The 12907-nt window shown below is 57.3% G+C and carries 10 protein-coding genes and 1 pseudogene; 8 read left to right on the top strand and 3 right to left on the bottom strand.

The window, feature by feature from the left end:
• Window positions 1-12: 12 nt before the first annotated feature.
• Window positions 13-1773 carry a peptidoglycan DD-metalloendopeptidase family protein gene (locus AC0V61_RS07135; RefSeq protein WP_486156564.1) on the bottom strand — a complete coding sequence of 587 codons (1761 nt, stop codon included), beginning with the start codon at window positions 1771-1773 and terminating at the stop codon, window positions 13-15.
• A 326-nt stretch (window positions 1774-2099) separates the two neighbouring features.
• On the opposite strand from AC0V61_RS07135, the gene AC0V61_RS07130 reads away from it, so the two are divergent.
• The 6 genes from AC0V61_RS07130 (at window position 2100) to AC0V61_RS07105 (ending at window position 7788) form a co-directional block, all read left to right on the top strand.
• Window positions 2100-4835, top strand: a complete 2736-nt coding sequence (locus AC0V61_RS07130) for a helicase-related protein (RefSeq protein ID WP_486159481.1) — start codon at window positions 2100-2102, stop codon at window positions 4833-4835.
• A 7-nt stretch (window positions 4836-4842) separates the two neighbouring features.
• Entirely contained in the window at window positions 4843-5139 is a 297-nt protein-coding gene (locus tag AC0V61_RS07125) for a S4 domain-containing protein (protein WP_486156563.1), read from the top strand.
• A gap of 130 nt (window positions 5140-5269) precedes the next feature.
• Entirely contained in the window at window positions 5270-5608 is a 339-nt protein-coding gene (gene fdxA / locus AC0V61_RS07120) for a ferredoxin FdxA (RefSeq protein WP_486156562.1), read from the top strand.
• 294 nt (window positions 5609-5902) lie between these two features.
• Complete coding sequence (locus AC0V61_RS07115; RefSeq protein WP_486156561.1) at window positions 5903-6436, top strand: CarD family transcriptional regulator; 534 nt, start codon at window positions 5903-5905, stop codon at window positions 6434-6436.
• A gap of 150 nt (window positions 6437-6586) precedes the next feature.
• Window positions 6587-7381: a head GIN domain-containing protein gene (locus AC0V61_RS07110; RefSeq protein WP_486156560.1), complete on the top strand. Its 795-nt coding sequence runs from the start codon at window positions 6587-6589 to the stop codon at window positions 7379-7381.
• 74 nt (window positions 7382-7455) lie between these two features.
• Window positions 7456-7788 carry a hypothetical protein gene (locus tag AC0V61_RS07105; RefSeq protein WP_486156559.1) on the top strand — a complete coding sequence of 111 codons (333 nt, stop codon included), beginning with the start codon at window positions 7456-7458 and terminating at the stop codon, window positions 7786-7788.
• A 1-nt stretch (window position 7789) separates the two neighbouring features.
• On the opposite strand, the pseudogene AC0V61_RS07100 reads toward AC0V61_RS07105, so the two are convergent.
• A pseudogene (locus AC0V61_RS07100) lies at window positions 7790-8738 on the bottom strand (L-threonylcarbamoyladenylate synthase).
• Window positions 8739-8825: 87 nt separating this feature from the next.
• Between AC0V61_RS07100 and AC0V61_RS07095 the strand changes: the two are divergent.
• Window positions 8826-10568 (top strand): acyl-CoA dehydrogenase family protein, encoded by a 1743-nt coding sequence (locus tag AC0V61_RS07095; protein ID WP_486156558.1) that lies wholly within the window; start codon window positions 8826-8828, stop codon window positions 10566-10568.
• A 9-nt stretch (window positions 10569-10577) separates the two neighbouring features.
• Entirely contained in the window at window positions 10578-11402 is an 825-nt protein-coding gene (locus AC0V61_RS07090) for a DUF815 domain-containing protein (protein ID WP_486156557.1), read from the top strand.
• A gap of 6 nt (window positions 11403-11408) precedes the next feature.
• On the opposite strand, the gene AC0V61_RS07085 is transcribed toward AC0V61_RS07090, so the two are convergent.
• Window positions 11409-12902 (bottom strand): PQQ-dependent sugar dehydrogenase, encoded by a 1494-nt coding sequence (locus AC0V61_RS07085; protein ID WP_486156556.1) that lies wholly within the window; start codon window positions 12900-12902, stop codon window positions 11409-11411.
• Window positions 12903-12907 lie beyond the last annotated feature (5 nt).

Here is a 12907-nt window from a genome sequence, read left to right as displayed (position 1 = left end):
TGTCAAGAATGATCAATCAGACGCTGTGCCTGGCGCAATCTTTTCGATCTCGCGCGTCGGTTCATCCACTTCGCTGGGAAGTTGTTCAAGATCCTCAAGCGCTGCGCCGGGTTCGACTTCGCGCAGTTCTATGAGTTGGCGACGGAAATCGAGGAGTTCTGTCCCTGAAAGCACCGCGCGGGTGACGTAATCAACACTAGCCGGGTTAATCGCGCGACCATTGCGATACATCTCATAGTGGAGGTGAGGCCCGGTTGAGAGCCCTGTTGATCCCACATATCCTATGACTTGGCCGCGCTTAACCTGCTGTCCGCGCCGCACGGCCATGCGGCTCATATGGCAATACCGCGTGTCGAGCCCTGAGCCGTGTCGAAGGCGCACGGTGATACCGCAACCACCCGCACGACCTGCAGAAGTCACGGTGCCATCAGTCACTGCCACGATCGGCGTACCATGGCGTGCGCGGTAGTCGAGCCCTGCATGCAATCTGCGAATGCCAAGAATTGGGTGGCGTCGCATACCAAAGCGCGAGGAAACGGGCCCTGGGACGGGCGCAACAAGGCCTCGGCGTTGTTCGCCAACTCCTGAGGCTTCGTAGAAACGCCCCTGATCACCCCAGCGCATAAGCTGAGTTTTGGGCTTACCCTCGCGCTCGATCCCGGCGTAGAGCAAATTGCCCGCTTGGCGTTCACCCGTAGCTGCGCGCCTGTAAGCGATGATGATGTCAAACTCGTCTGTGGAGCGCACCTCGCGGTCAAGCTCGATATGGTCATCGAGCGCTTGAAGATAGTCTTGCGCAGCGCTTGCTGGAACACCTGCTGCTCGCATGGAGCGATAGAGGCTGGAGCCAACGCGGCCACGGACGCGCAAGGGTGTATCATCGACACGGATTACGTTGCGCTCAAGCGAGAGTGTTCCTGGTTCGCCTGTCTCAAGGTCACCGCCAGCACGCGCAATTTTCAGCTCGAGGTCAAAGCGTGCACGAAATGCGAGCGCATCGAGCGGACGGCTCTCGCTCTGAGCGTCGCGTCGGCCAAGGATTATATCCATCTTGGTGCCCTCTTCGATTTCAGAGAGAGGCATGGCATCGCCGATCAAGGCGCTCACTCGGCCAATATCGGTCGCTGATACTCCTGCGCGGCGCAGCATAGTTGAGAAGCTATCACCCTTTGCAAGGGTCGCCACAAGTTCGATTTGCGGGCGCTCGGGTGCGCTTTCAAGCGGGGTTACAGCTGCCGTCGGACCCATCCGGCGTCCGCTGTCTGCCCCGAGCGCCAGAGGCATAATCATCTGGCTGCGGAATTCATCACGGATGTCATCGCCCTCGGGAATGGCAGAGCGAGCTTGGAGCGGCGTCAGACTTGGCCAAAATGCGAGCGCCACTGCGCCCAATACCACCATTGTTGCCAATCCGCGAAACCAGCGGCGGCTTCCAATGTTTTCAGCAAGGTCGGGCGCTAGGTCGAATTGGTCAAACCAATTGCTAACACTCAGCTTCCATTCGTCATAACGTGCGCCCCAACCTTGGACACGGGCTAAGACTTGGCGTTTGACTTTGCGCGAGCCTGTGGGAGGCGCGGCTTTCATCGAATTGGCAAGGTATGGGGCGAAACTGCGGGCGGTCTCTTCGTCCATCCCGCCTTTTGCAGCGCTATCGGTCGGAGTTAAGGCAGAATCTAGCACAGCATCAGGCGCGCGGGCCTCGTCAAGGCCCGGCTCTTCACCATCAGAGCCCGCTGACGAGCTCTTGGGAATATCGCCTGATTGGTCCAATTCTCGCCTTCCCACTGCACCGGGTTTGTCCTCTATCGAGAGAAGTCAAACCTTTGCACTCCTTCCATGGCGAAACATGGTAAATGTAAACTTAACACGCGGCCAAAGGAGTCAGCAGTGCGATAAGGTGTTTTACCTACGCGCGCCAGAGTTTGTCGGGCGCAAATCCCCATGCGGGACGCTTCGAAGGATTGCTCTTAAGGCGAGTGTTTGACACAGCTTTACGCGTGACCTCTCAGATTCCCAACAGATCACCCAATGATAGCCGGGTCCGCGCAGTGCTCGGACCCACCAACACGGGCAAGACACATCTCGCGATTGAACGGATGTGCGCGCATTCCTCTGGCATGATGGGTTTTCCGCTGAGGCTCTTGGCGCGAGAGGTCTATGACCGGGTGCGCGCGATAAAGGGTGACAAGGCGGTCGCGCTGATCACCGGAGAGCAGCGAATTGAGCCGCCTGATGCGCGTTATTTCTGCTGTACAATGGAGGCGATGGACCGGCTGGGTATGGGAGCAAACGGCCCGCATGCGTTTGTTGCCATTGATGAGGCGCAAATTGGGGCAGACCCTGAGCGCGGGCACATTTTCACCGACCGCCTGATGCACGCACGCGGGCGTGAAGAGACCATGATCCTGGGTTCAGCGACGCTCGAGCCGATCGTAAAGCGCCTCATCCCCGGCGCGGAGATGGTTGAACGGCCACGCTTCTCCACCCTCAGCCACGCAGGCGAATGCAAACTCTCACGCCTTCCCCCTCGCAGCGCCATCGTCGCTTTCTCAACCGAGCAGGTCTACGCCATGGCGGAGGCATTGAAGCGATTTCGCGGCGGCGCGGCGGTGGTGATGGGGGCGCTCTCACCTGAGACGCGCAACAAACAGGTCGAGCTCTTCCAAAGCGGTGAGGTAGATTACATTGTTGCAACCGATGCGATTGGCATGGGGCTTAACCTTGACCTGCACCACGTTGCCTTTGCTGCTGTCACAAAGTTCGACGGAAGGCGCAAGCGGCGTCTCACCCCTTCCGAAATGGCGCAGATCGCGGGGCGCGCGGGGCGTCACCAAACCGATGGAACGTTTGGCGTGCTTACCGGAGGGGGTAGCCGAACGGGTGCACCAATCGAATTTTCGGAAGAAGAAATTTACGCCATTGAAGAGCACAAGTTTGCGCCTCTGACCAAACTCTACTGGCGCGAAGCGGAACCGCGTTTTGATACGCTGGCAGTGCTGATCGGTGACTTGGAGTCCAAGCCGCAAAATGAGGTTCTCAAACCCGCACCAGAAGCAATCGACCTTGCTGTTCTCAAGCGTTTGGCGAGCGAACCCATCGCGGACAGCGTCAAAGGCCATGGCAGCGTGCGCCGTTTTTGGGAGGCGTGCTCCCTCCCCGATTTCCGCCAGCTTGGCGTCGATCCGCATTCTCGATTTGTTGCCAGGTTATGGCAGGACTTGCGCGAAGGGTATTTGGGCGCAGACTTTGTGGCAGCTCGGATCGCGGAATTGGATCGCACAGGGGGCGATATCGACACGCTTCAGGGCAGGATCGCCGCAATCCGGTCCTGGGCCTATATTTGCCAGCGGCCCGACTGGGTGCTGGCCCGCGATGAAATGGCCGCGCGCGCAAGAGGGGTGGAAGCGCGGCTATCGGATGCGCTACATGCGCGGCTGACAGAACGATTTGTGAATCGAAGGACAACAATTTTGATGAAATCTCTGGGGCAAGACGGCGCAAGCCTCCCCGTGACACTTGAACCCGATGGCCGCGTAAGCGTCGAGGGCGAGACCATTGGACGGCTCGACGGCTTCCGCTTTTCGGTGGATGCCGATGCGGGTGTTGCTGACCGCAAGATGCTGCTGGCCGCTGGCGAAAAGGCGCTCCCCGGTATTCTAACGCAGCGCGCAGAGCAATTGCTGGCCGCGGGCCTTGAAGACTTGGTACTTGAGAAAGGCGCGATCCATTGGCTGGGCCGCGAGCTTGCGAAAATCGAGATCCCCGATGATTTTGGGGAGCCACGCTTGACATTCCCACGCGAGATTTCCGCTCTACCCGACGCGGCACGCGAGAAATTGGAGGCGGGTCTCAAAGCATGGCTTGCCGAGAAACTTGCCCCGCTTGAACCACTGCGTAAACTCTCCGAAGCGGCGCAAGACCCCAATGCAGGAAGCCAAGCGCGCGCTATGCTTGTGACATTGATTGATGCGCGCGGTGTGGTGGCTCGAGAGAAGGCGGGACTTGAGCACCTTCCGAAGGAAATGCGCCCGTTTTTGCGCAAGCTTGGCGTGACCTTTGGCGCTCTCGATATCTTTGCGCGGGACCTATTAAAGCCAGCACCGCGGCAACTGCTCCATGCGCTCGGCCTTGATGAACGCCCGCTGCAGGATGCGATGCTGCCCGTAATTTCCGAAAGCCAGACAATCCCAGCAGGCTATCGTTTGGCAGGTTCGCAAGTGATCCGTGTGGACTTGGCAGAGAAAATCCTGCGGGCAGCTTTTGATACAAGAGCTAAAGCGGGCGAACAGCCTGCGCCAGCTGCACCAAAGGTTGCTGAAGAAAAGCCTGTGAGCGATGCAGGTGCTAGCGCGGCAGAGGGAGAGGCGAAATCTGCTCCAGAGCCAGCCAAATCGAAGCCGGTGAAACCTCGAAACGCGAGATTTCACCTCGATCTATCGCTTCCCATTTCAATCGGGCTCGAAGAGGAGAATGCCCGCCGCTTGCTTGGCAGCGCAGGCTTCCGTGTCCAACGACCCAAAGCATTGGCCGAAGGCGAGCACGGGCCTGTTCTTCCCGACAGCTGGATTTGGCGACCCAAGCGCGCTGGTGACGACCGAAGGGATTCACGCCGCGGGCAAAACCGGCACCGAGGCAAGCCCGAGGGAAAAGGAGCTGGCCGCAAGAACTTCAAAGGCAAAGGCAAGCCGCAGGGTGGCCGTGATAAGGACAGCAAAGATCAGCGCGGGAAGCCCAAGCGTGGCGGCGGCAAACCCAATCGGCCCAAGCCCGACTTTGGCCCGGCACGCGCTGGCGGGGCCTTCGACCAACTGGCAGACCTGCTAAAGCCATGAGGCGCTGATGACGGACGGCGCGCAGGAAAACTTAAGGCCTGAGACTCTGCGTCTAGACAGGCTTTTGGTTTACCTGCGCTTTGCCCGTACCCGCTCTGCTGCCCGCGCGATGATTGAAGGGCGTTCTTTGCGGCGCAATAGAAAGCATGTGCAGCGCGCGAGTGAGGCAATCGCTATTGGCGATGTGCTGACACTGGTAGTGGGCGGCGAGGTTAGGATCATCGAATTGGTGGCCTTACCCAAGCGGCGCGCATCGCCGGCTTTGGCCAAGACGTTTTACGAGGAGTATGATCGCGGCGGTTAGGACGGGCCCAATTGCCTGGCGGCGGCCCCGTTTAACTTGACCATAACCCCCTCTTGCCATTAGCAGCGCGGAACTCGCGATTCCTGTCAATTGCGTCACTTGCATTGGACACAAAGAAAGACATTTTTGCATGACCTACGTCGTCACAGATGACTGCATCAAATGTAAATACACCGACTGCGTAGAAGTGTGCCCCGTGGATTGCTTCTATGAGGGCGAGAACATGCTCGTCATCAATCCAGCCGAGTGCATCGACTGCGGTGTGTGCGAGCCAGAGTGTCCTGCAGAAGCGATCCTTCCCGATACCGAGGACGGTCTTGAGAAATGGCTTGAACTTAACACCAAGTTCTCTGCCGAATGGCCCAACATCACAAGCCAGAAAGCCCCGCCCGAAGATGCTGATGAGCACAAGGGCGAAGAGGGCAAGTTTGAGAAGTATTTCTCCGAGGCGCCCGGTGAGGGTGATTAGGGTGAAGGTGATTAAGAGCTCTAATCAAATCTGATGGATTGAGCCCCGTTTTGGGACTTACGTGACTGCGACTCGCAATTTTATTGCAGATGTGCTATATAATACATCAACCGGGTTGGTTGGTCCCAACCGCGGCAGTCAGAATCAGAAAGGCCAAGTACCAGCAACGACAATTTGAAAAGGGTTTTCGCCCGGTTCCCACTTCACCTTCGAAGTGCGGTGGCCTTGCGCGAAATTCGGCTCAAATCCTCGTCGGTTAGGTTTATCGCTGGAGGCCACTAGAAAGGAATTCGCATGGCAAGCAATGCGCCCGCCTTCACTGTTGGCGATTATGTTGTTTACCCTAAGCACGGCGTTGGCCGTGTAATTGAACTCGAAAATCAAGAAATCGCAGGAATGCAGCTTGAGCTGTATGTCCTGCGTTTCGAAAAAGAGCGCATGACGCTCCGCGTGCCGACCAACAAAGTTGAATCGATCGGGATGCGCAAGCTCTCCAGCGACAAGACGCTCAAAGAGGCGATGGAAACGCTCAAAGGCAAGCCCAAAGTGAAGCGCACCATGTGGTCACGCCGTGCGCAAGAGTATGAAGCGAAGATCAACTCAGGCGAAATCGTTCTAATCGCAGAAGTCACCCGCGACCTCTTCCGCCCTGATGATCAGCCAGAGCAAAGCTATTCAGAGCGTCAAATTTTCGAAGCAGCCTCCAGCCGTCTTGCCCGTGAATTGGGTGCGATGGAAGAAACCGATGAGGCGACCGCGCTTGAGAAGATCCTTGAGGTTCTTCGCGAGCACGCTCCGCAATATTACGAGAACACCGAAGAGAGCTGAGCGGCTCCTCATCTATGTTCGACAAAAAAGGGCTGCCCAGTACGGGTGGCCCTTTTTCGTTGGTCGATACTGCACCCTGGCAAGATACCTTGCGGATGTGAGCTGGGTGTATTACCTTTGTAATACGCACTTGCAATTTGGAGTTCCCCCATGTCATTCACCGCTCGTAAAACCCTCTACGCTTTCGCAGCGCTCCCATTGACCTTTGGGCTTTCGGGTTGTTTCAACTTCGATGGCTCAATTAATGGGGAGACCGGCGTGCCTCTGGCTGACCTCGACACGGGCGGATCTGCACCCTTGGAGTTGATCGTACAGGGGCCTGATAACGTAGTGCTTACGCAAGGTGACACGCTGACAATTGATATCGAAGGCGATGATGAAGCGGTCGCAGCAATTCGATTTGTCCTTGAAGACGGCGTTCTTGGGATCACCCGCGAACAAGATGGCTGGGACTATTCAGATGCAGCAACAATCCGCATCACGATGCCCGCACCAAGCGATATTGCAGTTACCGGAAGCGGAAGTGTGAAAGCCGATGCCTTGGCAGAAAGTGCAGAAGTGTCTTTGACAGGTTCCGGGAGCTTTACCGGGGGCGAGGCTGAGGTGAATTCGCTTGAGGTTAGCGTCACAGGTTCAGGAAGCGCAAAGTTCAGCAATATCACCGCAAACACGCTCGATCTTGCGCTTACCGGTTCTGGCAGCTTATCGGCTGCGGGGAGTGCCAATCGCCTCGACCTTAGCCTTACAGGATCAGGCGGGGCCAATTTGGCACGCCTCAAAGCGGATGAGGCCGATATCTCTGTTGGCGGTTCAGGCAGCGTAAGTCTGCAATCTGACGGAAGCGTCAATGCAAGCATCATGGGTTCCGGAAGTGTGCGCGTCGAAGGAACGGCCAAATGCACCGAGAACGCGATGGGGTCAGGCTCGCTCGTGTGTTCGGGATAAATTGAGCACTCCACACGCCAGCACGGGCAATCCCTAGCTTGCTTTCTTTTATGCTCAGACGCACAGTCTTGCCCATGCGCATCACCCCCACCCTCGCAATCGCTTTGGCGACGTGCTCACTCACTCTTTCCGGATGTCTCGTCCGCACCGCCGCCAATGTGGTGACAGCGCCTGTGCGCGTTGCGAGCAAAGCCGTTGATGTTGCCACTACCAGCCAATCGGAGGCTGACGAAAACCGTGGCCGCGAAATCCGCCGTCGCGAAGCTCGCCTTGCTAAGCTGGAGCGGCAATTTGAAGAGGAAAGCGCGGATTGCGCTGATGGCGATCGCGGCGCGTGCAAAGACGCAGCAAAGACGCGCGAAGAAATAGAGGAACTTCTTCCTCAAGTGCCGCTGGAACCGCGCTAGCTTATTTGCTGGCCGCCCTTTTGAGGCGGTCATTGATTGCTTGACCAACGCCTTCCTGCGGAACAGGCGCGACCGCGATGCGCGGCTTGTCTGAAGCTCGGGCCACGTGCAGGCACTCGTAAAGATTTGCTGCAGCCTGGTTGAGATCCTCGGACGGCGATAAATTGCAATCCCCGTCCAATTCTCCAAAGCCAATCCAGAACTCGTCTTGCGCAACTTTCCTTGCACCAAGCCTAAGGGGTTTGCCGGGGGAATAATGACGGGCCATTTGTCCGGGCGCTTCGATTTTGTCCAATTGCTGTGATGCCTCAGGGCCGAGGATCCGCTCGAGCACTTCCTTGGTGATGGGACCGGGGCGTAAAAGGCTCCAACCACCATCGCCGCGAAGCGCCACAATAGTGGACTCAAGTCCCGCATCGGTTGCACCATCGCAGATCACCGCCGGACAGGCATCACCCAAAGACGCCATGACATGCTCAGGCCGCGTGGGGCTCACTTCCTCGCTGCGATTGGCGGATGGAGCGGCTAGCGGGAAATCCAGCTTGTTCAGCAGAGCGCGCATTGTGGGATGAGCAGGCTGACGAAGGGCTATCGTTGGAAGGCCCGCGCTAACGGCTGCGGCGAGCCCTGCATCTTCCTTGATCGGTAGCACAAGGGTCAAAGGGCCAGGCCAGAAGTGTTCAACCAAATCGCGGGCGCGGTTTTCAAAATGGGCGAGTGTTTCTGCCTGCTCGACACTATTCACGTGAACGATGAGAGGATTAAAACTCGGCCCTACCCTTGGCGGCGTAAATCCCCGCCACTGCATCAGCACTATCAGCGCGCGCAGCAAGACCATAGACCGTCTCCGTCGGCACAGCGACAAGCCCCCCACTTTCGAGAATATCAGCCGCACGGGCCAAACCATCATCCGTGGGCAACAGCTGTTCCGTAACGTTCTTGCGAGCCATGCCTTCGCGCTATATCTGATAGGCAAAATTGCCAAGCACGCTTTCGCAGATCTCGTGCTGTGCCCCAGTTTGAGAGGATCAACCCCAGTGACCCCGTTTACACCGCCCACTCAGGACCAATTGCTCGCCATCCGTGTGAACGCGGGCATCGAAGAGCTCGCTGGCTCGGAAAAGTTCGCCCACGCCGAAAGCGATCTGGTCGAGGCCATTGTTGAAGGCGTAGGTCAGTTTGCAGCCGGTGAGTTTGCACCGCTCAATCGTGTCGGTGATCTCGAAGGGGCAAAACTCGAAAATGGCGTAGTGCGCCTGCCCGATGGCTTCAAAGAAGCTTACGAAGGATATGTCGAACAGGGCTGGAATTCGATTGGCAGCTCAACCGACTTTGGGGGCCAGGGTCTCCCCTTCACGCTGTCTTGCAATGTGCTTGAAAACTTGGGCGCAGCGAACATGGCGTTCTGTCTGCTCCCGATGCTTTCGGTTGGCGCGATTGAAGCGTTGGAACATCACGGCAATGATGCGCAAAAATCGCTTTACCTGCCCGATCTCGTAAGTGGGAAATGGTCAGGCACGATGAACCTGACCGAACCTGCCGCAGGCAGCGATGTGGGCGCGCTTCGCTCTACCGCTGAGCTGATCACAGACGGTGAACATGCTGGCAAATACAAGATCAAAGGCCAGAAGATTTATATCACTTGGGGTGATCACACTCTGGCGGATAACATCATTCACCTTGTGCTTGCACGCCTTCCTGGTGCGCCAGAAGGCTCGCGCGGGATATCACTGTTTGTGGTGCCAAAGTACCATGTGAACGCGGATGGCTCCCTCGGGCCTCACAACGATTGCCGCCCGGTGAGCCTAGAGCACAAGCTTGGCATCAACGCCTCGCCCACTTGCGTTATGTCCTATGGCGACAATGACAATTGCATCGGCGAGCTGGTGGGAGCAGAAAACAAGGGTCTGGCTTGCATGTTCACGATGATGAACAATGCGCGGATCAATGTCGGAAACCAAGGCGTACAAATCGGTGAGCGGGCAACGCAGCAAGCAATTGCTTACGCAATGGACCGCGTTCAGTCCGCCCGCGCTGGTTCGCCAGACAAGAACCCGGTTGCTATTATTGAGCACCCTGATGTGCGCCGCATGATCCTTCGTATGAAGGCTCTAACCGAAGGCGCGCGCGCGCTTCTATACTATTGCGCTGGACAAGTGGATCGCAGCACACTGGGTGATGCGGATGCATCAAACCGCGCTGAAATCCTGGTGCCGCTGCTCAAAGCATGGGGCACAGACATTGGCGTGGAGGTCACCGGTATCGGCGTTCAAATCCACGGCGGCATGGGCTTTGTCGAAGAAACCGGCGCAGCCCAACACTGGCGCGATTCGCGAATTGCTCCGATTTATGAGGGCACCAACGGCATCCAGGCCGCTGACCTTGTGACCCGCAAGCTTGGGCTCGATGGGGGCGAGGCGATGACCACGTTGATCGAGGATATCATCCGCTTCGCTGATAGCGAGCCGAACCTTTCAGCGCTTGCAAAGGATTGCCTGCATATCGCTCATTGGATGCGCGATGAGGCCAGTCTCGATGACAAACTTGCTGGCAGTGTTCCATTCTGCACGATGCTTGCTGTCGCTGTTGCAGGTTGGCAATTGATGCAGCAGGCGAATGCTGTGGCGGGCGGCGCAAGCCCAGCTTTGGCTAAGACCAAACCGGTAACGGCTCGCTTCTTCCTCGATCGGATTGTGCCAGAGGCCATGGGCCTTAAAGCAAGCGCGACTGCCGGTGCGGCCGACCTCTACACGCTCGCACCAGAGGCCTTGGCGAGCTAAGCGCAGATCATGACACAGCGCGATCAGGCCTTGGATAGGATTGCTGCTGCACTTGAGCGATTGGCACCAGAGCCCCCTGCCCCGGTGGATTGGTCTGCGCATGCTGCCTATCTTTGGAATGGCGGTGAACCGCTTCGTATTGAGGCGCTCGATGCCCTCCCCTTGGAGCGACTTCGCGGGATCGACGCGCACAAAGCGGCGGTTTGCGAGAACCTTCGAAGGCTCGCAACCGGAGCGGCTGCACACGACACCTTGCTCTGGGGTGCGCGCGGGATGGGTAAGTCGGCGCTTGTTCGTGCAGGCGTGCACGATTTGCAGCAATCAGGTGAGGCAATTGCCCTCGTTCAAGTTACACCAACAGGCCTTAGCACTATACCGCAGCTCATAGGGGCCCTTGCAAACAATCCTCGTGCCTTTGTGCTGTTCCTCGATGACCTTGGTTTTGACGAAGGTAATAGCCAAGCCAATTTTGCTTTACGCAGCTTGTTAGACGGAGGCGCGTTAGGCCGCCCTGATAACATCAAGCTTGTTGTGACCTCGAACCGGCGAAACATCGTACACCGAGAAGCAGAAAATCCGGGTGATCTGCACGAACGCGACGAGCGAGACAATGCGCTCGCCTTGGCGGACCGTTTTGGACTAACGCTTGCCTTCCACCCATGTGATCAGACGACTTATATTGAGATTGTGCGCTCTTACACCGAACCGCTTGGCCTGTCGCTTGATGAAGTGGAGGCGCAAAGCTGGGCGCTTGCACGGGGCAATCGCTCCGGACGCACAGCTTTTCAATTCGCCTGTGAACTTGCAGGACGAGCGGGACTTAAGCTCTCATAGGATTGCTTACTCTGATGCTTCCGCGGCTTGCTGGCGGAGGTATTCCTCTTCAAATTGCACCCGCGGATCAACCAATTCACGCGCCGGAGGCAGGGGCTCACCTGTCACCTCTTTGATAGCTGCGCCCGGTTCACTTTCAGGTGCAAAAGTGCGCCAAATAATGCCAGCAGTATCGTCCGACACGAGCAAAGATCCATCTCCCGCCCACTCCACCCAAGTTGGCCTGCCTTTGGTGGTGCCGTCTTCGTTTAGGAAGTCGGTGAGCAGAGGTACTGGCTTGCCTGTTGGATTGCCAAGCTCGTCAAAAGCGACATAGACCACATCGTAACCTGAAGCCGGTTTACGGTTCCAAGAACCGTGCCGCGCGATGAACGCTCCGCTGGCAAATTCGTCTCCCATGCGGTGGCCCTCTGCAGTGAAGACCAGACCCAAGGCGGCCACATGAGGGCCCAAGGCGAATTCAGGATAGCGGGTGTATTCCGTCATGAACCGAGGCATGCGGGTTTCAACGCGGCGGTCGACATTGTTCTTGTAGTAAACCCAAGGCCAACCGTAATTCGCTCCCACAGGGGCATTTGTCAGATAATCAGGCACCAGATCTGAACCGAGCATATCGCGTTCATTCACGGTGGTCCAAAGTTCGCCAGACCAAGGGCTGAAATCAAGGCCATTGGGGTTGCGAAGACCCACTGCGTAGTGCCGCGCGCCGCCTTTTTCGAGGTCGAGCTCCCAGATCATAGCGCGTCCTTCTTCGACAGCCATGCCTTGCTCGCCAATATTCGAGACAGAGCCTACTGCGACGTAGAGGTTGTCACCATCGGGATGGATTTCGATGTTCCGCATCCAGTGCCCACCACCGGGCGGGAGGTCCATGAGCTTACGCGCCTCGCTGCTGACGCTTTTTGCACCAAGCTCATAATCGAATGCCAAAACAGCGTTGTGATTGGCGACATAAAGCGTGCCATCACGCCAACTCATGCCAGAGGGAGATGTGAGGCCATTCTCTGCACTCAGCAGAACGTCTTTTACTTCGGCCACGCCGTCGCCATCCGCATCGCGAAGGAGCACCACCTGATCCGCAGACGCTCCCGCTGCGCCGGCTTTAGCAAAAAGCATGTCCGCAATGGCATTGTATATTGACGCAAAGAAACCCGGGCCCTCATCATCGGATGGGCGTGAAGGCGCTCTGGTCAATGTCACTAAAACATCGCCATTGGGAAGCGCATAAAGAACCCTTGGATGATCAAGCCCCTCAGCAAAGCGGTTGACCGTAAAGCCCTGCGCAGCTGTTGGCACTTGCCCCTCTTCCCAACCCACAGGCTCAGCGATTTGAACAGTTGGAAAATTCTCGGGCGAGGCTTCTGCCAATACCGGATCAGTGCCGGTGACCTCTTCAACGGTTAGCTCAGCGGTCTGGCCAAGCGACAGATAGAACAGTCCTGCCCCTGCGACGACTACAAAAACGAGGAGAGCGATTGCGACTTTTCGAAAAATACCCATGTGAT

The sequence above is a fragment of the Erythrobacter sp. JB1-4 genome (genome assembly GCF_057365025.1).
Note: the sequence above shows the minus strand (reverse complement) of the source record. Positions and strands in the feature narration are given on the sequence as shown.

What these genes read in the sequence shown, in the direction of transcription:
- AC0V61_RS07125 (WP_486156563.1), top strand. Translation starts at nt 4,843, where the DNA reads ATGACGGACGGCGCGCAGGAAAACTTAAGGCCTGAGACTCTGCGTCTA.
- AC0V61_RS07130 (WP_486159481.1), top strand. Translation starts at nt 2,100, where the DNA reads ATGTGCGCGCATTCCTCTGGCATGATGGGTTTTCCGCTGAGGCTCTTG.
- AC0V61_RS07105 (WP_486156559.1), top strand. Translation starts at nt 7,456, where the DNA reads ATGCGCATCACCCCCACCCTCGCAATCGCTTTGGCGACGTGCTCACTC.
- AC0V61_RS07085 (WP_486156556.1), bottom strand. Translation starts at nt 12,902, where the DNA reads ATGGGTATTTTTCGAAAAGTCGCAATCGCTCTCCTCGTTTTTGTAGTC.
- AC0V61_RS07110 (WP_486156560.1), top strand. Translation starts at nt 6,587, where the DNA reads ATGTCATTCACCGCTCGTAAAACCCTCTACGCTTTCGCAGCGCTCCCA.
- fdxA (WP_486156562.1), top strand. Translation starts at nt 5,270, where the DNA reads ATGACCTACGTCGTCACAGATGACTGCATCAAATGTAAATACACCGAC.
- AC0V61_RS07115 (WP_486156561.1), top strand. Translation starts at nt 5,903, where the DNA reads ATGGCAAGCAATGCGCCCGCCTTCACTGTTGGCGATTATGTTGTTTAC.
- AC0V61_RS07090 (WP_486156557.1), top strand. Translation starts at nt 10,578, where the DNA reads ATGACACAGCGCGATCAGGCCTTGGATAGGATTGCTGCTGCACTTGAG.